The organism is Nitrobacter vulgaris (genome assembly GCF_031453995.1).
GTDB lineage: Bacteria > Pseudomonadota > Alphaproteobacteria > Rhizobiales > Xanthobacteraceae > Nitrobacter > Nitrobacter vulgaris.
This window is the reverse complement of the sequence record NZ_JAVDPZ010000027.1, coordinates 1-23,831: the sequence shown is the minus strand read 5'-3', so window position 1 is coordinate 23,831 and position 23,831 is coordinate 1. Positions and strand designations below refer to the sequence as shown.

The 23,831-nt window shown below is 59.1% G+C and carries 22 protein-coding genes; 12 read left to right on the top strand and 10 right to left on the bottom strand.

Annotated features, from left to right (window positions below; all coding sequences use genetic code 11):
• Positions 1–192 precede the first annotated feature (192 nt).
• On the top strand, positions 193–498 hold the full coding sequence (locus GGQ85_RS15280; protein WP_309775223.1) for a hypothetical protein: 306 nt from the start codon (positions 193–195) through the stop codon (positions 496–498).
• Between the two features lie 162 nt (positions 499–660).
• A complete protein-coding gene (locus GGQ85_RS15275) occupies positions 661–1,875 on the top strand; it encodes an EAL domain-containing response regulator (RefSeq protein WP_309775222.1) in 1,215 nt (404 codons plus the stop codon).
• A 40-nt stretch (positions 1,876–1,915) separates the two neighbouring features.
• On the opposite strand, the gene GGQ85_RS15270 is transcribed toward GGQ85_RS15275, so the two are convergent.
• Both GGQ85_RS15270 and GGQ85_RS15265 read right to left on the bottom strand, forming a co-directional pair.
• Entirely contained in the window at positions 1,916–2,215 is a 300-nt protein-coding gene (locus GGQ85_RS15270; RefSeq protein ID WP_309775220.1) for a hypothetical protein, read from the bottom strand.
• A 147-nt stretch (positions 2,216–2,362) separates the two neighbouring features.
• Complete coding sequence (locus GGQ85_RS15265) at positions 2,363–3,298, bottom strand: LysR family transcriptional regulator (protein WP_309775219.1); 936 nt, start codon at positions 3,296–3,298, stop codon at positions 2,363–2,365.
• A gap of 171 nt (positions 3,299–3,469) precedes the next feature.
• Between GGQ85_RS15265 and GGQ85_RS15260 the strand changes: the two genes are divergently transcribed.
• From GGQ85_RS15260 to hemE, 3 genes are all read left to right on the top strand, one after another.
• On the top strand, positions 3,470–4,168 hold the full coding sequence (locus GGQ85_RS15260) for a pirin family protein (protein ID WP_079446046.1): 699 nt from the start codon (positions 3,470–3,472) through the stop codon (positions 4,166–4,168).
• Between the two features lie 77 nt (positions 4,169–4,245).
• On the top strand, positions 4,246–4,845 hold the full coding sequence (gene wrbA, locus GGQ85_RS15255; RefSeq protein WP_309775218.1) for an NAD(P)H:quinone oxidoreductase: 600 nt from the start codon (positions 4,246–4,248) through the stop codon (positions 4,843–4,845).
• Between the two features lie 170 nt (positions 4,846–5,015).
• Positions 5,016–5,993, top strand: coding sequence for a uroporphyrinogen decarboxylase (gene hemE, locus GGQ85_RS15250; RefSeq protein WP_374708902.1), 978 nt, complete (start codon positions 5,016–5,018; stop codon positions 5,991–5,993).
• 64 nt (positions 5,994–6,057) lie between these two features.
• Here hemE and GGQ85_RS15245 read toward each other — a convergent pair whose 3' ends face one another.
• Entirely contained in the window at positions 6,058–6,351 is a 294-nt protein-coding gene (locus GGQ85_RS15245) for a sulfurtransferase TusA family protein (RefSeq protein ID WP_009799148.1), read from the bottom strand.
• Positions 6,352–6,489: 138 nt separating this feature from the next.
• Here GGQ85_RS15245 and mobA point away from each other — a divergent pair, with 138 nt between their 5' ends.
• Positions 6,490–7,146 carry a molybdenum cofactor guanylyltransferase MobA gene (mobA, locus tag GGQ85_RS15240; RefSeq protein WP_309775216.1) on the top strand — a complete coding sequence of 219 codons (657 nt, stop codon included), beginning with the start codon at positions 6,490–6,492 and terminating at the stop codon, positions 7,144–7,146.
• Positions 7,147–7,169: 23 nt separating this feature from the next.
• Here the strand turns inward: mobA and msrA are convergent, their stop codons facing one another.
• Complete coding sequence (msrA, locus tag GGQ85_RS15235; RefSeq protein ID WP_079446042.1) at positions 7,170–7,715, bottom strand: peptide-methionine (S)-S-oxide reductase MsrA; 546 nt, start codon at positions 7,713–7,715, stop codon at positions 7,170–7,172.
• A gap of 400 nt (positions 7,716–8,115) precedes the next feature.
• Here msrA and GGQ85_RS15230 point away from each other — a divergent pair, with 400 nt between their 5' ends.
• From GGQ85_RS15230 to narH, 3 genes are all read left to right on the top strand, one after another.
• The gene (locus GGQ85_RS15230) at positions 8,116–8,346 is read left to right on the top strand and encodes a hypothetical protein (RefSeq protein WP_309775215.1); all 231 of its coding nucleotides are present in this window, start codon (positions 8,116–8,118) and stop codon (positions 8,344–8,346) included.
• Between the two features lie 495 nt (positions 8,347–8,841).
• The gene (locus GGQ85_RS15225) at positions 8,842–9,597 is read left to right on the top strand and encodes a hypothetical protein (protein WP_309775214.1); all 756 of its coding nucleotides are present in this window, start codon (positions 8,842–8,844) and stop codon (positions 9,595–9,597) included.
• Between the two features lie 384 nt (positions 9,598–9,981).
• Positions 9,982–11,523, top strand: coding sequence for a nitrate reductase subunit beta (gene narH / locus GGQ85_RS15220; protein ID WP_309775213.1), 1,542 nt, complete (start codon positions 9,982–9,984; stop codon positions 11,521–11,523).
• Between the two features lie 196 nt (positions 11,524–11,719).
• On the opposite strand, the gene GGQ85_RS15215 is transcribed toward narH, so the two are convergent.
• Positions 11,720–12,148: a tetratricopeptide repeat protein gene (locus GGQ85_RS15215; RefSeq protein WP_309775212.1), complete on the bottom strand. Its 429-nt coding sequence runs from the start codon at positions 12,146–12,148 to the stop codon at positions 11,720–11,722.
• 196 nt (positions 12,149–12,344) lie between these two features.
• Here GGQ85_RS15215 and GGQ85_RS15210 point away from each other — a divergent pair, with 196 nt between their 5' ends.
• The 3 genes from GGQ85_RS15210 to GGQ85_RS15205 all read left to right on the top strand — a co-directional run bounded on the left by GGQ85_RS15210 (position 12,345) and on the right by GGQ85_RS15205 (position 14,036).
• Positions 12,345–12,644: a hypothetical protein gene (locus GGQ85_RS15210; RefSeq protein ID WP_309775211.1), complete on the top strand. Its 300-nt coding sequence runs from the start codon at positions 12,345–12,347 to the stop codon at positions 12,642–12,644.
• Complete coding sequence (locus GGQ85_RS20895; protein WP_374708901.1) at positions 12,626–12,754, top strand: LuxR C-terminal-related transcriptional regulator; 129 nt, start codon at positions 12,626–12,628, stop codon at positions 12,752–12,754. Before GGQ85_RS15210 ends, GGQ85_RS20895 begins: the two co-directional genes overlap by 19 nt.
• Before the next feature lie 649 nt (positions 12,755–13,403).
• Entirely contained in the window at positions 13,404–14,036 is a 633-nt protein-coding gene (locus tag GGQ85_RS15205; protein ID WP_309775210.1) for a 4'-phosphopantetheinyl transferase family protein, read from the top strand.
• Positions 14,037–14,186: 150 nt separating this feature from the next.
• Here GGQ85_RS15205 and GGQ85_RS15200 read toward each other — a convergent pair whose 3' ends face one another.
• The 5 genes from GGQ85_RS15200 to GGQ85_RS15180 form a co-directional block, all read right to left on the bottom strand.
• Complete coding sequence (locus GGQ85_RS15200; RefSeq protein ID WP_309775209.1) at positions 14,187–15,491, bottom strand: lysine N(6)-hydroxylase/L-ornithine N(5)-oxygenase family protein; 1,305 nt, start codon at positions 15,489–15,491, stop codon at positions 14,187–14,189.
• Between the two features lie 21 nt (positions 15,492–15,512).
• A complete protein-coding gene (locus GGQ85_RS15195; RefSeq protein WP_309775208.1) occupies positions 15,513–16,574 on the bottom strand; it encodes a GNAT family N-acetyltransferase in 1,062 nt (353 codons plus the stop codon).
• 202 nt (positions 16,575–16,776) lie between these two features.
• Positions 16,777–18,477, bottom strand: coding sequence for a cyclic peptide export ABC transporter (locus GGQ85_RS15190; RefSeq protein WP_309775207.1), 1,701 nt, complete (start codon positions 18,475–18,477; stop codon positions 16,777–16,779).
• 125 nt (positions 18,478–18,602) lie between these two features.
• Positions 18,603–19,604: an alpha/beta hydrolase gene (locus GGQ85_RS15185; RefSeq protein ID WP_309775206.1), complete on the bottom strand. Its 1,002-nt coding sequence runs from the start codon at positions 19,602–19,604 to the stop codon at positions 18,603–18,605.
• An 8-nt stretch (positions 19,605–19,612) separates the two neighbouring features.
• On the bottom strand, positions 19,613–23,831 hold a 4,219-nt coding region (locus GGQ85_RS15180), incomplete at its 5' end, for a non-ribosomal peptide synthetase (protein ID WP_309775204.1).

Below are 23,831 nucleotides of genomic sequence, written 5' to 3'. Positions count from 1 at the left end.
ATTTTCATGTCAGGCCCCCACACAAGCGTAAGCTAGGCGTGTGCGAGACGGGGTAGCCAAGCAGCCGCAAAAACAGATTGGACGGAGAACTTTCTCGGCAGTAACATCTTCAAGCGCGCGCCGATGGCCGTAGCGAAGACAAGGAACATCGCGAGAGCCAGATGGCGACGGACACATGTTTGGAGGTCCGTTATGAAATCGCACCGACTTCCCTTTGAAAACAGATGGACTAACGGCGAGCGCGCTTGGCAGTGGCATTGCGAACTGGAGTGGCTGGGAGTGTCCACGGTCAGGACCATGTTCGCCGATCATGAAATACATCGAAGTAGGAGGCCGGCGGTCGTATACGATATCCCGCCGGAATTTGTCCGGGACTGGCTGGCATTCCAGGACCGGGACAAAACGAGGCGGCAGCGCCTTTGGCAACTGATTTTCGCCGCGGCGGCAATCGCCGCATTGGCGATCGCGGTGGCGGCCTTCCTGCGAAACATGACTTGAGTCCACCAACACCTTCGCAGCAGCAGGTTCCCGTCGATTCAATCTTGAATTGCTTTATCAAGGTTAACGATGCGCGGACATTCTCCGGTGCATAGCCGGAACGATCCCTCGTGCGGCCATACACAAAGTCTCACTTTGGCCGCCAGCGAGGGGGGCTCAAATATGACCGACACAGCCAAGCAGGACAGCCAAATCGCGGAAACGCCTTTCGGCAAGCGAAGGATGAAACCCCGCGCCTGCATTGTCGAAAGCAAGCATCACGTGCGATCCCTGCTCAGCGAAGCCCTCGAAGAACAGGGTTTCATTCCGCATGCCTGCGCAACGCTGGACGACCTCGATACTTCGTTACGTTCTGATTTCCCCGACGCCATTGTCATCAGCTTCTCGATGAACGGCCTGGCGGTTTCGGACATCTTGAACCTGCTCGCGGTGCGTGCCTGCGCCGCAAGTGTGCTGCTGATCGGCCGGCCGGATGCGCCTGCCGTCAAGGCAGCCTGCGAGCTCGGAAAAAATTTGGCGCTCGACCTGCTGCCAGTCCTGCCGACGCCTTTCAGCGACAAGGACCTGCACGCACGGGTCGCCGCCCTGGTGCCGGCCGAACCCCCATCACCACCGGTCGATGTGGCCGAGGCGCTCGGCGCCGGCTGGCTCGAACTCTGGTATCAACCCAAGATCAACGCGCGAAGCCTTTCGCTGGGCGGCGCTGAAGCACTGATCCGGATGCGCCACCCGAACTGGGGGATCGTGCCGCCAAGCCATTTCATTCCCGATGCGGATGATCCACACTTCCGCGCGCTGTCCGACTTCGTCATTGGCCGGGTTTTCCAGGACTGGCGCTATCTCGTCGCCAAGTCGGGGAGCATCCATATCTCCATCAACCTGCCCCTTGCCTTCTTCACGGACGCCAATGCCGTCGAAGTCCTGCGCATGCAGTTCCCGAATCATCCGGCCTTCGACGGCCTGACCGTGGAGGTTGATGGCAGCGAAGTCGTGCAGAATTTACCGCTAGCGGTAGAGGCTGCGCATCGGCTGCGGTTTCACAACATTGGCCTGTCGATCGATGATGTTGGCACGGAATGGCCGGCACTGGCCGCGCTGAACGAATTTCCATTCGCTGAGATCAAGCTCGATCGTAAATTCGTGGACGGCAGCTCTTCCGCGCGGCTCAAGCGTTCTGTCTGCCGCCAGATCGTCGACCTGGCCAAGAGCCATGGCGTCAAGACGGTGGCTGAGGGCGTCGAGACCCGCGACGATTTCCTGGCGATGCACGGCATCGGCGTCGATTTCATCCAGGGTTTTCTGTTCGGCAAGCCGATGACCACCCGGAAATTCGCACGCAACAGTCGTCAACGTCCGGCCTTCGTTCCCGTGGCCTGAAGTGGCGCGTATGGTCGGCGTCTGTCAGCACGGCCAGTAACTATTGGTGACTGCCTGCCTTCACCACACCTCCAGTTGCTCTTGCCGCGATATCATCGCCGGTCGCCTCGGCATTGGACTCGAACACCGCGCGGCACGGCCCAGCGAGCTGAGATTGATTCTGCCGCAGGCAGGCGACAATACGGCCAACGTCGGGAATCTCGCTGCGGCATAACTTGAAGACGTCCGGCGTGCAGGCCATCCTTTGAGCGAACGTGCCGCGATATTCTTCCGCGTGCGCAGCGGCCGCGATGCAGCCCGCCAGAATTCCGGAAAACAGGACAACTCCGTGCCTGAGCATGTGTCACCTCGTCCAATGCTTCACACGCCGAGACCTCCTCAAACCTTTGAGGCGACAGAAAGGTTCGTTTCAGGCGATAAAATGGGGGTAGCGTGACTTTGTCGAATGCGTCTTGCGCTCGGTCGCTGCACAGCACTCTCCGCTATGTTATGTCGCGCGACGAGACGCACTTCCCTTGCGTCGTTTTGGACGGGCGAGTTGATCGGCAAGATAATCGACCAACACATCGACACGCGCCGGCCGCGGCCCGCCCGGCGGCATCACCAGATGAACCGCCCCCTCCACCTGCTTCCAGTCCTTCAGAAGGACTTCGACCTTCTTCGCGGCAATGGCATCGCCGACAATGAATTCCGGCAGGTCGGCGATTCCGAGTCCGGCGATGACTGCAGGCAGCAACGCCTCGCCGTTATTGACGCGCAGTTGACCGGATGGCCGCACGGTTGCCTCTTCGCCGCGCGCATTGACGTGGCGCCAGATTCCGGGCGTCGACAGATAGGCGTAGCCGAAGCAGCGATGCTGAGCGAGATGCATCGGATGCGTCGGCCTGCCGTGCGCCTTGAGATAGGCCGGCGACGCAACGGTATGACGCGGCATCGGACAGAGCCGCCGCGCTAGCAGTGACGAATCGGGCAAGCTGGCAATCCGCACGCCCAAGTCGAACCCCTCCCCGATCAGATCGACCATCGCGTCGCTGAAATGAAGATCCACCGAAACCTCGGGATACATCTCAAGGAAGCCAGGCAGCAGCGGTGCGATCACTTTGACGCCGAACGTCATGGGCACCGCCAATCGCACCAGACCGCGCGGCACTGTTGATCGTGCCAGCGCCTCGCTCTCGGCCGCTTCACCATCTGCGAGCAGCCGCGCGGCGCGTTCCGACAGATTCTTGCCGGCATCCGTCAGCGCCAGACGGCGCGATGTCCTGTTGAAAAGGCGGGCGCCGAGCCGCTCTTCAAGCCGACTGACGGCCTTGGAAACCGTCGCTTTCGACAGGCCCAGATCGGCCGCCGCACCAGCGAAGGACCGCAGCTCGACAACCTTGGCGAAGATCGCCAGCGCCTCGAAATCCGGAAGTCTCGCCATCACACCGCCCTGCCCACCATGGGTATTTTTTAGAAACAATGAGTTTCAGTAGTTTCTATTTATATACTCATCCGGAAAGCATACTCCAATCCTCGAGCAAGGCCGGTCGGCAGCGCGACAATGGGAGCCGCAAGGCCCGATGGTCACACGGATAATTGGAAAGGACAGCTCATGATCGAACTCAGACCCTTCAACAAACTCGGCGGCGCCGATCACGGCTGGCTGAAGGCCAAGCACCACTTCTCGTTCGCCAGCTACTATGATCCCAAGAACGTGGGGCACGGCAGCCTGCGCGTATGGAACGACGACGAGATCGAGCCGAACAGCGGATTTCCGCCCCATCCCCACGCCAACATGGAGATCATCACTTACGTTCGCGAAGGTGCGATCACCCATCAGGACAGCATGGGCAACCGGGGCCGCACCGAAGCGGGCGACGTGCAGGTGATGAGTGCGGGCTCCGGCGTGCGGCACTCCGAATACAATCTGGAGCCGGTGAGAACCACGCTGTTCCAGATCTGGATCGAGCCAACGAAGGATGGCGGCGAGCCCGCCTGGGGTGCAAAGCCTTTTCCGAAAGGCGATCGCTCAGGCAGCTTGGTCACGCTCGCTAGCGGATTTAAGGCCGACAGCGACGCGCTGCCGATCCGCGCCGATGCGCGCGTGCTCGCCACCACGCTGAAGGCCGGTGAGAGCACAAGCTATCCTGCGGACAGAACACGCAATCTGTATCTCGTCCCTGCGGTGGGCGCCGTCGACGTCAACGGTGTGCGCGTCAACGCCCGCGATGGCGCCGCCATTCGCGACGAAGCGACCGTGAACATCACCGCGCTAGAGGATTCCGAGGTGGTGCTGGTCGACGCGGCTTGAAGCCGTCCACCCAACGCAGCGAACGCGGATGCGCGGCTTGATCGCCGCGCATCTTCCCTCAAACGCGGAGACCCGAAATGGCAAAAGTTCTCGTTCTTTACTATTCCGCCTATGGGCATATCGAGGCGATGGCAAACGCCGTCGCGGACGGTGCCCGGGAGGCTGGAGCCACCGTCGATGTCAAGCGGGTGCCCGAACTCGTGCCCGAAGCCATTGCGAAGGCAAAACACTTCAAGCTCGATCAGGCCGCGCCGCTGGCGAGGATCGATGACCTCATCAATTATGACGCGATTGTCGTCGGCACCGGTACGCGGTTCGGACGGATGTCATCGCAGATGGCGAGCTTTCTCGATCAGGCTGGCGGCCTGTGGGCCAAGGGCGCGTTGCACGGCAAGGTCGGCGGCGCATTCTCGTCGAGCGCGACCCAGCATGGCGGCCAGGAAACCACGCTGTTTTCGATCATCACCAATCTTCTGCACTTCGGCATGACGATCGTGGGTCTCAATTACGGCTTCGCAGGCCAGATGGGCGTCAAGGAGGTTACTGGTGGCGCGCCCTACGGCGCGACCACCATCGCGGACGGCGATGGCAGCCGCCAGCCGAGCGCGAACGAACTCGCAGGCGCGCGCTATCAAGGCAGGATGATCGCCGAGACGGCTACGAAACTGCATGGCTGAGATCGCCGCAAGCCGAAGGGTTGCGGCTGCCGTGGCCAAGACCCTGCCGGTCGTGTATCAGACCCCGGAAACACAACCCACTCACGGAACACGCCTTGGACCAGAATTCGACCATCAAGCCATTTCTCGAAGTGCTTTCGGGCCGCCGTCAGGCCGTGCCGCCGATCTGGATGATGCGGCAGGCGGGCCGCTACCTGCCGGAATATCGCGAGCTGCGCGCCAAAGCCGGCGGCTTTCTCGATCTTTGCTTCACGCCGGAATTCGCGGCCGAAGTGACGTTGCAGCCAATCCGGCGCTTCGCATTCGACGCGGCGATCATCTTCTCCGACATTCTCGTCATTCCCTACGCGCTCGGGCGTTCGGTGCGCTTCGAGGTGGGCGAAGGCCCACGCCTCGATCCGCTGGATACGCCGGACAAGGTCGCAACGCTTTCGCACGAAGCCGACATGACGAAACTCGAGCCGGTGTTCGAGGCGATGCGGCGCGTCAAGCGCGAGCTCGATTCAAAAACAGCGCTGATCGGTTTCTGTGGCGCACCGTGGACGGTCGCGACCTACATGGTCGCCGGACAGGGCACGTCCGATCAGGCGCCGGCGCGGATGATGGCCTATCGCCACCCCGACGTCTTCGCAAAAATCATCGATGCTATCGTCGATAACTCGATCCATTATCTGCTCGGCCAGCTCAAGGCCGGCGCGGATGCGCTGCAAATTTTCGACACCTGGGCGGGGGTGCTGCCGCCGCGCGAATTCGCGCGGTGGTCGATCGAACCCACCAAACGCATTGTCGCAGGGGTACGCAAGCAAGTTCCGGACGCAAAGATTATCGGCTTTCCCCGCGGCGCCGGCGCTCTATTGCCATCCTATATCGAGACGACCGGCGTCGACGCTGTCAGCATCGACTGGGCCGCAGAGCCGTCATTGATCCGGGACAAGGTCCAGAGCCGCGTCGCCGTTCAGGGCAATCTCGATCCGTTGGTGCTGATCGCCGGTGGTGCGGCGCTCGATCGCGCGGTCGATGACGTGCTGACGAATTTTGCCGCTGGCCGGCTGATTTTCAACCTCGGCCACGGCATTCAGCCGGAAACGCCAATCCCGCATGTCGAACAGATGATCCGCCGCGTACGCGGGAGCGACGGGCGCCAATAGATCTTTGCCAATGTTCGTCGCGGGCCGAACCGTCTGGCCCGTCGGCTGGGCGGCCGAATGGCCGTTACTTAGTATAGGGGCACAAGGACCGCAGCGACAACGATCCGAAGCGGTCCTCCAGCGAGGAGGACGCTCCCGCTTTTTTGATGAGGAAAACGATCCGTCTTTCCGCGCGTTCGGTGATTTCCACGGAATCGCCGGTCTCCCGGATCAGGTTCGGAATATCGATCACCGACAGCGGGTCGGTGCAATGCACCTCCAGCCGTTCGCCCGGCGTCAACGATTTCAACGCCTTACGGGTCTTGAGCGCTGGCATCGGGCACTTCAGCCCGGTCAGATCGAGTTTTGATATCAGCATGGGACAAACATGGCGAATCCCGATGCGACCGTCAACCAGGGGAATGCACGTCCGTCTTACATTGGCTCCAATCCTGTTCCGTTTCGGGGGATGTTTTCCGGCTAATCACGTCCTATTGTCATGTGCACCGGATGCCCCATGACCAGTACCGACGCAGCCTCTCCCTTAGATTTTCCGCCGACTCCCGCTGTCATTCTCGCCGGCGGGCTTGCGCGGCGCATCGGGGGCGGCGACAAGCCGATGCGCGAAATCGGCGGACAGACCATCCTGAACCGCGTCATCACGCGACTAGCACCCCAATGCTGCGGTCTCATCCTTAACGCCAATGGTAATCCCGCTCGGTTTGCGGCGTTCGGCCTGCCAGTGGTCGCCGATAGCGTGGCGGATTTTCCCGGGCCGCTTGCCGGAATCCTTGCCGCTCTCGACTGGGCAGCGGAGCAGCGATCGGGCATCCAATGGATCGTGAGCACACCGGGCGATTGCCCGTTCCTGCCACGCGATCTGGTGGCCCGGCTGCATGACGCGCGGGGCGAACAAGATGCCGAACTTGCGGTCGCCGTTTCGGACGAGCGGGCGCATCCGGTGATCGGACTGTGGAATGTGAGGCTGCGCGACGAACTGCGTCAGGCGCTGATATCCGAAGGCGTCAGAAAGGTCGATCGCTGGACCGCACGCTACCGGCTTGCCGCGGTTTCATGGCCGACCGCGCCGTTCGATCCGTTCTTCAATATCAATACCACCGACGATCTTGCCGAAGCCGAGCGGCTCGTGGCGCTGGACGCCACCGCCGCATGAGACCCGCCGCAAACCGGACGTTTTCACCCTCGGCGGTCTCCGCCGGCCATAGCCTGACCGGTCTCCTGCCTGTGCGGCAGCTTCCAGTTCGGCCGGATGAAATGGCAGGTGTAGCCGTTCGGAAAACGCTCCAGATAATCCTGATGCTCGGCCTCGGCTTCCCAGAACGGTCCGGCCGGCTCAACCTCGGTGACAACATAGCCAGGCCAAAGACCGGACGCATCGACATCGGCGATGGTTTCTTCCGCGATCCGCTTCTGCTCGTCGCTCGTGTAGAAGATGGCCGAACGGTAGCTCGCGCCCTGATCGTAACCCTGACGATCCTCCGTGCTGGGATCATGAATCTGGAAAAAGAACTCCAGCAGCTGCCGATAGCTGATCGCTTTCGGATCGAAGTTTATTTCGATAGCCTCGGCATGATCGCCGTGGTTGCGATATGTGGCATTCGGCACGTCGCCACCAGTGTAGCCAACCCGGGTCGAAATCACGCCGGGATACCGCCGCAACAAAGCCTGCATACCCCAGAAGCAGCCGCCGGCAAGGACCGCGCGTTCCGTGGAAACCGTCATACCCGTCCTTCTCCCTGCTACTCCTGGTATCGTCCCGAAACTCTATCCGGGGTGCGCATCCTTTCAAATCCGAAACTCGCCTCACGGCACAGCCTTCCGTAGCAAACTTCGGATTCGAAACATTGGCTGGTATCATCGGCCACCACACACATTACACCTGATCTGGATATGGGGCAGCCGGCGATCAAGCCGGTCTTGCAAGTCAACACGGAAGGCGGGAGGGCTTAAAGCCACCGCAAGGCGCACCACAAAACGGCGGCGGACGGACTATCCTGCCCATCGCATATTCAGGTTATCCTCGCAACCCGGATTCCCCAGTTGCATCACAGCACGGTACCGAGCTATTCGGAGGGTCCTCGAGACCTATTATTTGAGCCTTCAAATTAAGATGAGGACTGGGATGCCGATCAAGCTGGACGACACGAAGTTTGCCTTGGACGATCACGCCCCTTTGGGAAAGCTGTGGGGCAGACTGTTAATCGAGGTCGTGGACAAGGACACTGACATCAGACAGACTCTGCACCTTGAGGTCCTTCTCGATAACGGCGAAAGAACCAACTTTCTCCAATATGAAAAGCTGGCCCGTCAAGAAGCCAAGAAGCTGCTCAATCAGGTCGCAGAGCAACTGTAATCCCCAGCGTCCATTGAACGGATAATCTCCGCTTTCAAGCGCGCCGTATACCCGGGCGAGGTCTTTCATAATCGGCCTCGACGGAGTTCCTTGCTTGTGCATCGCCCAATGCTTGCCGCGTTTGGGCGATGTCACACGTACCCGAGTCTCGTGACGGAAGGGCAGGTCTCGAGGAACGTTTTTTCCGTTTCCTCCTTTGCGCGTGGCCGAGACGCGTCCGGACGATCTGTACAGTTCGCTGCAAGTGCGCTGCAACATGGCCCGCGGTCGGTTCCAGCATCTGCCAGTGATGGTGTTCGTCCGCACGGTATTAACCGGGTCATATCCGACCGCAGAATCCCGTTTCGCTTTCAATCCGCATCGTCCTAGGATCGATTTGGTCCATGCCGGAAAATTGATTGGCATTGATGGTGACTGCGCGAGAAAGTGCAGGAACTATAATGTGTCGTCGATGTTAAGGCCGCAAATGTGTGATGCGAATTTGAGGAGCCTTTCATGTGCGATTACAGCCTGCATCATGTCTCATCGCGGCCTGCCCAAGTAGCTGACAAGCTGGTTACAATGGAGCTTGCGCGATCAAAGGCGCGTGGCTTTGCCGCCGTTGGCGAACTCGGAACCAAGCTTGTTGTTCACGATGACGCGCCTCAGGTAGCAGTCTGCCTACTTCCGGGAACTGAACTCGCTTTTGACGCTGCCGTCGAACATGATCGCGCCTTCAGTCCCAAAATTTTGGGCGTGCGAATTTTTGGTAGTGCCCGCGTGAAATATCAGGTCGCCAGCTTTCGCGAGGTGGACCTGGATGATCCGTACGTTCAACATGACGCCCTGGAATTCCCCAACGGGCAGATTGTAAAGATCGACCGCCTGATAGCCGGCCAAACTGCAACGGTCCTGCAACTGCCGGCTGTCTCACCGCGCAGCGATAGCGACCATGAGCACGCTCACGCCAGATCTGCTGTCCCCTCGCGTGTGACACGTCTCGTTTTGAACCGAGCGCCGAGGGAGTCCGGAGTGGCGTCGATTCTGGTGCCAAACCAAGGCGTAGCGACATTGTGGGACGCTCTCCGAAGCACGGCTATCAGTCTCCAGGCCGGGCTGGCGTATGCCTTCCGGCGTGCGACTGCTCGCAAGCCTGATCTTGAATCGGAATTGCCCGACGCAGGCTTCCACAGCATGCCCGTGGTGGAGGCGCCGCAGAAGTTCGCGAATGCGATGCCGGACATGAAGACCAAGGTCAAGTCTGCGGCTTAGCTGTCTTCTGCTTAGTCCACGTCAAGTAGCCGGACTGAGGCGCGGACGAAGTCTTCGTGGTGAGCCTGCGACCCGAAGATATCCATGCAGCGAGGAATTGCAGGGGACCGCAGCGAAGCAATCGTTATTCGCGCGGCAACAACAACGCAAGAGCAAGCCCGTCGCCCTGCTGGCCATACGGGAACATAGGGGCCGGGAATAGGGCGCATCTCGCGACGAGATACGCCTACTAGGAGTTTCGCATTAGCAGTCGCGAAGACGAGACACGCGTAAGCACGGAATAAGAACCACAAGCACGATCCAAAGCCAGTAAGCACAAACCGATACAAACCGATAACGCTGGGGGACAACGAGAACGAGCCATAGGACCGAAGGAGTACAGACATGGACATCCGAGCTCAAGTTTCGATGGTCTTTCACTTGGACAAGTGCATCGGTTGCCATACCTGCAGCATCGCGTGCAAGAACATTTGGACCGATCGCAAGGGCACCGAGTACATGTACTGGAACAACGTGGAGACCAAGCCGGGTACGGGTTACCCGACACGTTGGGAAGACCAGACCAAGTATCGCGGCGGCTGGGTGGTTGACGGTCAGAGGCAGAAGAGCCTTCGGCTGCGGCTGCAGGGCAAGTGGGGAACGCTGACCAACATCTTCTACAACCCCTATCTGCCGACGCTCGACGATTATTTCGAGCCCTGGACCTACGATTACCAGAACCTGATCAGCGCACCTTTGGCTGACGAGCAGCCGACTGCGCGGGCGATTTCGATGGTGACCGGCAAGTACATGGACACGATCGAGGCGGGACCGAACTGGGACGACGACCTCGGCGGCTCGCAGGTCTACGCGAACAACGATCCGAACCTTGACGGCGCCTCCGATGAGGAGATGCGTCAGATCAACGAGATCAACAGCACGGTCTTTTTTTATCTGCCGCGCATCTGCAATCACTGCCTCAATCCGGGCTGCGTTGCGGCGTGTCCGCAAGGCGCGCTCTACAAGCGCGGCGAGGACGGCGTTGTGCTGGTGAGCCAGGAGCGCTGCCGCGCCTGGCGCATGTGCGTCTCGGGTTGCCCGTACAAGAAGACCTACTTCAACTGGTCGACGGGTAAGGCCGAGAAGTGCATCCTGTGCTATCCGCGTCTGGAGAGCGGCCAGCCGCCGGCGTGCTTCCACTCCTGCGTGGGACGCATCCGGTATATCGGCCTCGTGCTTTACGATGCGGACGCGATCGAAGAGACGGCTAAGTCGCCGCAGGATCAGCTGGTGATGGCACAGCGCAACATCATCAAGGATCCGTTTGATCCAGAGATCATCGCGGCTGCAAGGGCCAACGGGATTCCCAGTGCGAAGATCACTGCGGCACAACAGTCGCCGGTCTACCAGTTCGTCAAGAAGTGGGGCATCGCGCTGCCGCTGCATCCGGAGTTCCGCACGTTGCCGATGCTGTTCTATGTGCCGCCGCTGGGGCCGGTTCTGGCCAAGGTGGAGAACGGCGTGTACGACAACATTGCTCACGAAGCGCGGTTGGGACCGTTGATGAGCTCGCTCGAACGATCACGCGTATCGCTCCGCTATATGGCGAGCTTGCTGGCGGGCGGCAACGAGGACATCATCCGCGGCGTCTACAAGAAGCTGGTGGCGGTGCGCGTCTACATGCGTTCGAGGAAGGTCAAGGACATTCCGGACGAGGAGGTGCAGCGGGCGCTGGCCGAAGGCAAGACCACCGCGGCGGAGGTCGAGGCGATCTGGCGGCTCACCTCGATGCCGACCTTCGAGGAACGCTTTGTTGTTCCGCCGATGGAGCGTGAGACGGCGGTTGATGCTCTGTTCCCGCAGCTCGATCCGGTCTCTCACAACTATCCGATCCGCAAGGGCGCGGTCGGCGTCGGCTTCCACACCGATCCGGCAAGAGGACCATAGGCCCTCTTCCCGCACGGCAAGGCGCGAGACGGTTCCGGGTTATGCAGTCGGACCCGTCTCGCGGAAGTCGCCCAGGCACAGCACGTGCACTGTATGATCTTGCTTATGATTTCTGTTGAGCATGTGTGAACGCACGTGACGTTTGGTTCACGCAGTAGCATCCATCGGCACACAGGTGGATATCATTCACCATGAGTCAGTGAACTCTGAACGACGCATCACCCTCACCGCCTGCAACACCGACTCCGTAACTGGTCATGAGTGCTTTGCGCGCGTCTTCAATACGTCCAGCCTTGAACAAGACGTTCGCCAGCTTGCTGAAAATATCCGGTACGCCCGGTTGTAGCCGAATCACCTCACGATACGCATTGGCGGCATCGAGATACTGCCCCATGGCTTCGCAGGATTGCCCAAGCAAAAGCCACGGCTCGTAGGTATCAGTTCTCATCCGGGTAAGAAGCTTGAACACACGTTTTGCCGCTACGTGATCGCTCTTGCCTGCAAGAAGATGACCATAACGGTGGAGCGTGTTTTCGTTTCGCGGATCGGTCTCCAGAATCTGACGATATGCGCGTGTTGCTTGATCGATCTTGCCTTCTTGATGAAGATCTGTCGCTTTCTTCAATGCGTCTGGGAGAGTCCGCACATCAAGTCTCCCGCCCAGATTGGAGCCGCTTCGCGTCGCGACAACGTCGCAATGAAGCCGTTGCTCCTTGACGCCGAAATATTCAGCTGCATCATCGCAGCCGGAGAGCCGGGGCGGGCCATCTCATTAAGCGTTAAATGATGCCGACGACGTCGAAAGCCTCGCGCGCGTCGCCATGGACGCGCCATTGATCATCGTGTCGGATGTCGAGGACGGCTCACGAATCAAGCGCGCGATCGAGAGCGGCGCGCGCGGCTATATTCCAACGAGCATGCCCCTCGGTATCGCAGTGGAAGCGGTGCGACTGGTGGAAACGGGCGGCACATTCGTGCCGATCAGCGCGATGTCGTCTTTTCAGGGTCAGGATGAAAGCCAACTTTTCACCGCGCGCCAGATCATGGTGATCGAGGCATTGCGCCGTGGCAGGGCGAACAAGCAGATCGCATACGACTTGGCATGTGCGAAAGCACCGTGAGGGTCCATATCCGGCATATCATGCGCAAGCTCAAGGCTCGGAACCGGACAGAGGTCGCGATGATGGTGAGCAACTTGTTTGACAAATTGGAACACGATCGACCTGATTGATCGGATGATTCAAGCTGACTGGGTTTGAGATCCGATAGATTACCTTGAAAACTCTATCTATGTTTGCCGGCGTGCGGTACTCGCGGAACAGCGTCGAGTCCTGCAACGCGGCAAGCTGTTTGTTTTTGGATAGGTGGCAAGCCGCACAATCTTCGAACAAACCGTTGTGAATTGACGACGCGCTTTTCGTAGCAACGTAGCGCGAAGCTAGTGGGAAAATCCCCGATCTTCATTGGAGCCATGGACACGAGGCGCACCTAAGCGCCTCGCTTTTGGCTGCGGGCGCATTGGCTCTATGCGTAATAAATACCTCAAAGACGCGATCCTTGCGCGGCCATGGCGCATATGATCGGTTACAACTGCGCACCGTTTCACACCGACCTTGCTGTCGGATCAGGCGGCGTGCTAATTCACGTTCCGATCGAAGCCTCACTGGCCAACCGACAATCACGAATGAGCAGAGACGGTGAAGGAAGCGGCGGTCCCCTTTGCAAGTTCAATCTCAATAGGGCTTGCGGGAAAAACACTTGCCTGGTCGATCGCGGTCAAATGCGCAGCCTCGTGCAATCCGCTCTGCGTTCGTTCCTTGCCCGGTCCCTACCTTCGAGAGCTTACCGCGCTCCGTAATGCCAGTGAGATCGTTCTTTGGATGGGAGCAACGGATCACGCCCAAGGCGCCTTCGCTGATCATGGGACACCTGACGTCAACCATGCCAAGTTGATTCTCGACGACGAGGAAGCCGATCACCTGACGCGTTTTATTCACGCCGAGGATCGGATGAGCTATCTCGCTGCGCATGCTGGCACACGGCTTCTGCTCAGTGCCATTGCGGAACGCGAAGCCGACAAGTTGCGATTTGAGCGATCCGAGCTTGGTAAATCAGTACTCGTGGATGCTCCCGCCCATCTTGATTTCAGTATGAGCCACGCGAGAGGCGCTGTAGCTGTTGCAGCGGCATATATGCCGGTCGGGGTAGACATTGAGCCACTGCGAGACATTCGAGATATGAACGAGATGAGTGAGATCGTCCTCGCGTCGGAAGAACGGCGGATATTGGCGAAAACTCCGAATGCACTTCAGTCTCGCCTTTTTCTACGCTACTGGACGATCAAGGAGTCAGTTCTCAAAGCTGCAGGGGTTGGCTTTACCATTTCGCCTAAGACGTTAATCGTCGACGCGGGTTCATCTCCTGCCGTGCTCTCCGCGCCGGCTGCACTTGGACCCACTGAGCAGTGGCGCGTGATCGCTCCGCCTAACGCATCCCTCAATGAGACGCCCTGACGCGTTCTCACCGGCCGTCAGGTCCCTGCCCCTCCGGCTCGTTCCAAGAGCGAACAACAGCATCGCCGGAAGAGGTAATCGTGCTCCCTGCAGAGGAAAGAATACGTGCTTCCTGCGCTGCCTTTGCTTGGCACCTGATGAACAAGGAGCTTAAGCGGAAGCGACGAGCTCACGCTGGGAGACTGTGGAAAGCAACGACTCAGCAATCTCTTGCGAACGCGTGGCAAGAACCGAAAGCAAGGTATCGCTGAGGCCATGGGAAGCTTCAGCGTATCCCTGAAGATGGATTTGCGGCCGGAATGCGGGGGTGGTGACGAACTTGTAGTGGCGATCCAGCATGTCGTCTCGAACGTAGCGGCGGATCGAGCCGAGAAATGCGTGGGGTGTTTCCCTGTCGTATCCGGTTGCCAGGACGACTGCATCGTAGGTCGAGCGACAGCTTCCGCCTTCGAATTTGTCGACTAAACCGATTTCGATTCCCGCGGAATCTGCATCTATATTCACGATCTCGCTACGCGGATGCAAGGCGACTTTCACATCACCGCTGACGCGCTGCTGGTAGAGCAACCGATATAGCTGATCGAGCAGATCGGAATCAACGACCGCATAGTTTGTGTTCCGGAAATTACGAACGATCGCCTCTCGTCTCTCGAGAGGCTGCGCGTAAATGAAATCGGTAAAACTCGGATTAAAGATTTCATTGACAAACGGACTGCTGTCGGAGGGCTTCAAGGCGTGACCACGAAAGATCAGATCGATGCGGGCGTGCGAAAATCGGTTATGAAGGTCGAGCGTAACCTCGGTCGCGCTCTGTCCTCCGCCAACAACGGCCACCCTCGTTGCTCGACCACTCAGGCCGACATGCTCGATCCGATCGAGGTAACGGCTGGAATGAAGCAACCTGGGATCATCAGCGACCTTGGCAAACCCCTCCGGGATATACGGCTTGCCTCCAACCGCGACCACGAGGTTCTTTGTGAGGCGGATCGTCTCTCCGCCGGCAAGCGTCCGTGAATAAACCCGCAGGGATGTCACCGTTTGACCTGCCGTCACGGGTTCGACCGCAACTATCGTTTCTCCATAAGCCGTCTGAGACTTGAACCTGGCGGCCACCCATCTGAGATATTCGTTAAACTCCAATCGGCTTGGATAGAACGTTCGGCAGTTGATGAAATCCAGCAGACGACCCGTCTTGTGCAGATAGTTCACAAAGGTAAAGGGACTGGTCGGATCGCGTAACGAAACAAGATCCTTGAGAAAGGAGATCTGCATGTCGCTGCCCGGCAACAACATTCCGCCATGCCAGGTGAAATGTGGCTGCCTTTCCACAAACATAGGCGAGAACTTCAGACGTGACCGCCTCGCGCACTCGTCTAGAGCAATCGCAAGCGCGAGATTGGACGGTCCGAATCCGACGCCGATGACGTCATGTTCAATTGCAAATTGATGGGACATGAGCCCACTCCCGCTCGTAGCTTAGGAACTGACTACCGGACTGTCGGACGCCGGAAGCCAGAGCCGGTCGCCAAAAAAGCGCTCGCGCAGCAACATAACCAACGTCGCGCGCTTATGGGGAAAATCGAAATTCTTGATCTTCGCAAATCCCGATCGTTCGAGATTTCGGATTTGCTGAGAATGCGCGGCTGCCGGCTCACCTACAATACGCTGCGTGCGGCAATCGTCGAGAAACATGTAATGCAGTAGCGAGGGCAACCACGCACTGATATAGCGGCGTCCGCGAAACGCATCATTGCCGACGACGACATGCCAGCCGCGGTCATAGTCGTCGGCGTCATAGAACGGCGCGATACGATTTTCCTTGGCCCAGTAAATTTCGAAATAGCCGAACGGCTCATCGCCGAAGCTGCCAATAACAGGCAGCATGTGTGGATCGGCCAGCTTGTCCGTCAGATAACGACGGTGCTTCTCTAGATCACCAGCCTCGTTCCAGAACGCATCCACCCGCGAATCATTCATCCAGCGGTGCAACAAGTGAAGATCGTTGTCGATGTCAGCGACCTGAAACGAGATAGCTTGCGAAAGCCATGGAATGAAACGGCTGTATACTTTTCCGGTTGGCTTTGGAGCGCGGTGCGGATGCCATTTTCCGTCCGTCATGACATGGAGCTGAGGCAGTGGCGGTCGCTCGGGGTCAACAAGCCAGTTGTCTCGCCTCTGCATCACCATCTCAGGAACCAGAACGAGTCGATCCTTCGCGATGATCGCAACACCATTGGTGATCAGGTCTCGCGCCATCGAATCCTGACCCGCAACATCCAAAACCAGTCGATCAAGACTGGGTCGCCACGCGAAAAGCGCCTCGGCAGAGGCCGACATTGCTCGCGTGGTGAGCCTCCGATCGTCCGACGCATACAACACATGGAGATGATCGACTTCTCGTTCGAGCCGCAACTCCAGCACAGTCACGTCGTCAGAAATGACACGAAGACGATCATCCGCCTGCAAAACTGTTAGCGAAGAATTCTGGCCGACCAGGAATGTGCAGGGTCCACCTCCGGATTGTGAAGCCTTGTTCATCCGGCCCCTCGCATCTTATCATTGCTACCGCGATGTAAATCACTCCTGTATCGGATGACAAGGAATGCTATCGCACCTCAATTAGATTCCCTACAAAGTCCGACACCTTGTTTCAAATCGGGATTGAGCGCCGCCAATCCGCCCAGAACACGCACACTTATTGACTTATGATTGTCTTGTGTACGTCGCAAATCTGAATGTTCTAAAGCGATGCGTTGGTTGGAACTGAGGGAGCCTTGATCGTGTCGTGAAGCTTCTCCTCGCTCGCGACGATTTTTCCTTCTCGCAACCGCACGAGATGATCCGCCATTCCAAAATAGCGATCATCATGTGAGATAACGATGATGGTCTTTCCAATACGCTTCAGGTCCGGCAGGAGCTCGGTGTAAAAGATATGCCGGAAGGTCGGATCCTGATCCGCAGCCCACTCATCAAATACCAGGACGGGCCGTTCTTCGAGCCACGCGTTCATCAGAGCCAGTCGCTTGCGTTGCCCGGTCGATAAATCAGTTGTCGTAAAGGCGCCATTCTCAACCGAGACTTTGTGCGAGACTTCCAGTCGTTCCAGGTATCGCTCCGCGATATCAGGAACCACGTTGTCGCCCTGTATGAGATCCTCAAACAGGTAATAGTCAGAGAAAATGGTCGTAAAGAGTTGACGATAATCGTCTCGCGTCTCGGTCGACACGGCCACGCCGTCACGAAGCACCATGCCGCCGTGCGGGGCGTAGAGCCCAAGAAGCAGCTTTATGAGCGTCGTTTTTCCGCTTCCGTTTTCGCCCACGATGAAAACGATATCCCCCCGTCTGATATGCAGATCAACCGGGCCAAGAACAAAGGGAGTTCTGCCCGGCACACCACGAAAGGCATACGTTACTTTCCGAAGATCGATTGATTCAATCGCGTCCGTCCGTTGCCCGACGGGACGGGCAGTCAGCAGATCGTGTTCAGGCGTCGAGAACTGCTCCGAAAGCTCGGCGATACGGCGTATCGCAACCTGAGCCCGGCTGAGCGCCGGCAGAATACCGATGACCTGATCAATGGGGCCACGCATGTAGAGCAGCACCAAAACAAAGCCGCTGGACACCGCGGCAGGGCTATCGGGCCAGAGGAAGGGACGCAGCGTCAGCGCCACGCCGATCACGACAAAAAACAGCATCGTGCCCAGCGATCGCGCGGTCACGAAAAGATTTATCGATTTGATCTGCACCCTGCAGATCATGTCAACGGTACGCTGAATCTGATCGGCATATACGCGCTGACGGCGGATGCGGTTCAACCGCAATTCCTTTGCCCCTTCAGCTATTGCGCGATAGTGCTTGTGAAGCTGATCTTCGGCGTCGCGCGCGACGCCGAACCCATGAACACCTCGCGTCCTTGCGTACCCATGCGCTAGCGAGCCAAGGATAATGACAGCTCCCGTAATCAGAAAAAGAGGCCAGGATAATGCCGCCAGGTAAACCATGCAGCCCAGCGTAATCACGAGCGACACGAAGAAGGACGAAAAGAAGAAAGCAAAATCGCTGATCGTATCGACGTCGTGCGTCAGTACCGGGATCAGCCGGTGCGTCCGGTAAATCTCGATCTGGTCGATCGGAGCGGCTAAAATTTTTGCGGCAAGCGAGCTGCGAAGGCCAGCAATGATCCGCTGCCCAACGTAATTTGCGCTGATGTCTGCGCCAATAGAGCCCACCAGGATCAAGAGACACAGAGCCGTAAACGCGATGACAAGCGTTGCAACATCGGCTTGTGTTGCATAGAGCCCCTGATTGACGACCGCGAGCAATCCCGCAACGCTTCCGCCACCCACAAGGCCGAGGACGACGCCCCCAAGTACAATCGGCCAGTAGGGACGCAGCAGGTACAGGATTTGTGCCGTCAGGCCGTTTCGTAGATGCTTCATGAGTTTCGCGCGCTGGAGTAAAGCTTTAGCGAACTGGTATGATGCGAATACATGATGGCACGACCATCCTTTCAGAGCTTACTTCGCAGCAGTTTCTACGGATTCTAAATTGTGAACGATGCTCGTCATTCGCGCAGCATTTCCACATCAGGCCGCTCATTCGCTGCAATACGAAAAGCAGAGGCCAGCGCTTGCCCGATCTCTGCTCGCGCCTGAAGAGCATCCGCCACGACGTTTCCCATGCGGAGAAATTCATGAATCATTCCCCGATATATCCGGAGATCGACGGGAACACCGGCGGCGCTGAGCTTTGCCGCGTAATCGCGTCCCTCGTCTACCAGGGGATCAAATTCGGCAAGCAAGAGAAACGCCGGAGCCAGCCCTGCGAAATCGGGTGCGGCAAGCGGCGCAAAACGCCAATCCTCGCGGTCACTATCGTTACACAGGTACTGTCGAAAAAACCAATCGACAGTGCTGCGTTCCAGCAGGTAGCCGGAACCATACCTCTCGTACGATTCAGACGTTTGCCAGGGACTTAACCCCGGATAGGCAAGAACCTGCAGCACCGGCCGCGGCAGGCTCCTATTTTTTTTGGCTTCAATGGCGAGCGCTGCGGCAAGCGTCCCGCCGGCGCTGTCGCCACCGACGGCCACACGACCCGGATCCAGTCCGGCCGCTGGACCCTCGCGACCGATCCAGGCCAGCGCATCAACGGCATCCTCGAAGGCAGTTGGAAACTTGTGCTCGGGGGCAAGCCGATAATCGATCGACAGCACTGCCGCGCCGCTGTCTTCTGCAAGGCCGCGGCACAGCGGCTGATGCGAATCGAGGCTTCCGACGACGAAGCCGCCGCCATGCATATAGAGAAGGACAGGAATCGGACTGCGGCTGTTCGGCTCCTCCTGGGCATAGAGCCGCGCGCCGATCATCGCGCCGTCACGCATCGGCAGCGAAAGATGACGCTCGCAAGCCAGCGCCGGCGGGTCGACATCGAGCAGCGGCGAGGATGCGTCGAAATCGGCCCGCGCCTGCACGGCCGTCAGTTGCGGAAATGGAGTGCGCGCGCCACTTTCGGTGCCTGCCTGTACCATCTCGAGCAGCGCCTCGATGTCCGGATGAAGATTCATGACAGCGCTCATTCGGCTGGTTCGGGGATCGGATCCGGCAACGCGGTTGATGCCGCCTGCGGCGTTAGCAGCATACAAAGTTCGTCCAGCAGGCGCTCATTCTTAAGGATAGCAAAATGGTCATCTCCGGCGACTCCACGATCGGCGGCGTTGGGCAGTTGTGTTTTCAGCCGATCGCGCTGTGTCAACCGGCTCGATGTCCACCAGCACAGTGGCGTAGCCGTGAGGCGGCGAGGAGGCAAAGCATTGTGCGTCAGAGTTTTCAGGCAGCGCCCAACAGAGAATGCGCTCGCGAGGTCGTCTTCACCGAGCAGCAGCTCGCCGCCCGATAGTCCGCTGGACTCTGCCATAATCTGTGCGACCAGATCCCTGATGTTCTCGGAGGTTTCCGACCGGCTCGCGTTTTTGGCTATTTCGATACGCTTGTTGATGTGAGAGACCGCTGTTCGCGGAAGCACGGCCGACAGTAGTCCTGCGAGTTCATCAGCCCAGTGAACAGCCGCTTCCCCGCTCGATTCAGCTTGCTGACGCACCACGAAACTATCGACCAAAGCAAGATAATCGACCTGCTCACCGGAGCGTTCCAGCTCAGCGGCAACGAGGGCGGCGACAAGGCCACCGAGAGACCATCCGATCAGACTGTACGAACCATGCGGCTGCACCTGCTTGATCTCCATCGCATAGTCTGCGGCCATAGCGTCAAGCGAACGCTCGCGCCACGCCCTGTCGACCAGCATTCTGGACTGCAGTCCGATCACCTGTCGGCGCCCCTCCAGACGGCGCGCCAGCGCCCCATAATCGAAGACGGTGCCGAACCCGCCATGCACGCAGAACACGGGCTGAACACCGCGAACCGCGGCGTTCAACGGCAGCAGCGCCGATGGCGCCGACACGGATGCCGAAACCGCGGAGCTGCTATCGGCAAGCAGCGCGCGGATCGTCGGCTTCTGCAGCAGATCGCGTAGTTTGACCTCGATGCCGAACGTCTTGTCCTGACGGAGTCGAGCCACGATCTTGAGGCAAAGGATCGAATTTCCGCCGAGTTCGAAGAAGTTATCGGTCACGCCGACCTGCGGCACCTTGAGGACGTCGGCCCACAGGCGCGCCATCGCGGTTTCGACAGGCCCATGCGGAGCGACGAAGCTTCGCGCTGTCGTATCGGGCGCCGGCAGCGCGCGCCGGTCGACCTTGCCGCTCGACAACACGGGTAGCCGCTCAAGCACAATGATCCGCGCGGGCACCATGTAGGTCGGCAAGACCTGCTTCAGGAACTCGGTCAATCTTCCGGCCAGCGCATCGGCGGCATCTCCGGATGCATCCCTTACCGTCCTCGGCGCAACATAGGCGACGAGCTGATTGCCTTTCACGCGCGGCAGCGCCACCACTGCCGCCTGCTTCACCTCCTTATGGCAAAGCAACGTGGTCTGGATTTCTCCAAGCTCGATCCGGAAGCCGTTGATCTTGACCTGGTCGTCGCTGCGGCCGAGATATTCGATGGTGCCGTCTTCGCGCCATCGCGCGAGATCTCCCGTGCGGTACAACCGGGTACCGGGCAACGCGGAAAATGGATCGGGTACAAATCGCTCGGCGGTCATGCCGGTCTTGCCGTGATAACCGCGCGCCAGTCCAAAGCCGCCCAGATAAAGCTCTCCGGCGACCCCTGCGGGGATGATGTTGAGCGAGCTGTCGAGAATGTAGGCGTGACGATCACCCACCGGCACACCGATCGGCGCATAAGGCGTTTCGCATTCGCCAGCGCCATCGACTTTCCAGACCAGCGGCGTGACGACAGTCTCCGTCGGCCCGTAACCGTTGATCAGGATCTTCGGCTTCAAAATGCGCCTGACTTTATCGAAGCCCTCCTTCGGCATTGCCTCGCCGCCGAAGGAGTAGAGCTTGACCGGCGGCGGGTTGCCTGTTTGCTCGACCGCTTCTGCGACCTGCTGCAAATAGGCCGGCGGCAATCCGATATGGCTGACGTGATGCGCATGCAGGTTTTCGACCGTCTGTTCCGGCGTCCACAGTTCAGCGTCGCGCATCACCAGCCGCGCGCCATGGGACAGGACCGTCAGCCAGCGTTCATGGGCGCCGTCGAAGGCCAGAGACAGGAAATGCAACTCGCACGAGTTCTCATCGATCTCATACAGATTGCCAGTGACCTGGCAATGCATGGCGAGTGGTCCATGGGCGACGGCGACGCCCTTCGGTACCCCCGTCGATCCTGAGGTGTAGATCAGGTAAGCGAGATTCTCGGCATGCAACTCCGGTTGCGGCTCATGATCCGGTCCCGAATCGAAATCGAACAGGGGAAGGGAAATTCTTTCCATCTCATCCGGACCGCCTTCGACATCGAGTTGTCCCGTCAGCAGGAACGAGACCCCGGCATCGCACATGACGAATGAGCGCCGCTCAGGTGGAAGCTCCGGATCGAGCGGAACATAGGCTCCGCCTGCTTTCAGGACAGCGAGCAGCGCGATCATTGTGGTCTCGGTCCTTTCGACCACGACCCCGACGCGCTGCTCGGGCCTTAGCCCGCGGGCGATCAGGTGGTGCGCAAGGCGATTAGCCTTTGCGTCGAGCGCACCGAATGAGAGCACTGCGCCGCCGATAATCAGCGCCGTTCGCTCCGGATGTCGCTTCGCATAACGATGAATCGCCTCATGCACGGGTGGCAGCATAGAGCCCGCCGTCGCGTGGGAATTGCAACTTTCGGCAAGGGCTGCATCGATAGCGGTAACCGGATTGATGCTGGCAAGCATTTTCGACGCGTCCTGCGTCAGCGCGCCAAGTAGATGCTCGAACTGCACCCTGATCTGATCCGCCTGCGTTGCCGTAAAATGGCTCGGCATATAGGTGTATTCAATCTGAAGTGTGTCCTCGACGAGCACCGACAGGTCCATCGGATAGTTCGTCACGTCGACGTTATTCAGACCACTGAACTTCAGCGAGCCGTCCCCTTGGCGCATACTGCGCTCGATTGGATAATTCTCGAATACGATAATGCTATCGAACATCGTCTGACCGGAGCGTCCGGCCCAGCCCTGGATGTCGTAAAGCGGCGTATGCTCGTAGTTGCGGATCTCCGAATTGCGATCCTGGATCGCGCGCAGCCATTCTCCAATCCTGCTGGCGAACGAAGGCGTTTCGATCACGGGCAGCGTATTGATAAAGAGCCCGAGCATCTGCTGCGATCCATCAAGGCTGGCTGGCCGGCCGGAAACCGTAACGCCGAACGTTACGGTCCGCTGGCCGGTGTAACGTTGCAGCAGCAGCGCCCATACGGCCTGAACGATGGTGTTGAGCGTGATCCGCTCACGGCGAGCGAATGCCTTGAGCTTCGCGGTCGCGGCCTCTTCGAGCCGCGTATAGCAGCGCGCATGTCCGGATGCCGGATGGCGGCGCGTGCCGAAGGCATCAGCGAGTTGCGTCGGCTCATCGAACGCCTTGAGCTGTTCGCGCCAGAATTTTTCCGCTGCGCTGGCATCTTGTGCCAGCAGCCAGGCGATATAGTCGCGGTAGCGCGCCGGCTTCGCTGCGGACGCCGCGCCGTAATAGCATTGCAGTACGTCGCTAATGAACCGGGCCGAACTCCAGCCATCCATCAGAATGTGATGATAGGTCCAGATCAGCCGATAGCGATGGTCATCAAGGCGCAACAGCCGCACGCGCTGCAGTGGCGGCGCGGAAAGGTCAAACTCGGCGGTGCGTTCATCGGCAAGCGCCGCTGCGATCTGCTCCTCGCTGATCGCCTGACCGCGCCAGTCTTCCTGTTCAAATGGGGCAATGGCGTCGTGATAGACGACCTGAAGGGGCGAGCCTGACAGCTCGCGCCACAGGAAACCGGTTCGAAGTATCTGATGGCGTGCGGTCACCTCATGCCATGCACGGCCTAAACGGCCGGCGTCGAGGCCGCTAACCTCGACGCTGATCTGGTTGACGTAGACGCCGCTGCCAGCATCGCGCAGACTGTGAAACAACATGCCCTGCTGCATCGGGGACAGCGGGTAGACGTCTTCGATGCGGCTCAGGTCCAGACCGAGCCGTTCGAGCTGTTCGTCCGATAGCTCCACGAGCACATCGTGTTTCGGTTCGGATCGATCGTCGGCTGCATCGGCATCGCGAGACAATGCCACCAGCTCCTGCAACGTCTGATGACGGAAGACGTCGCGCGGCTCGATCACCAGACCTGCCTGGCGGGCGCGGCCGACCAGTTGCAGCGAGATGATG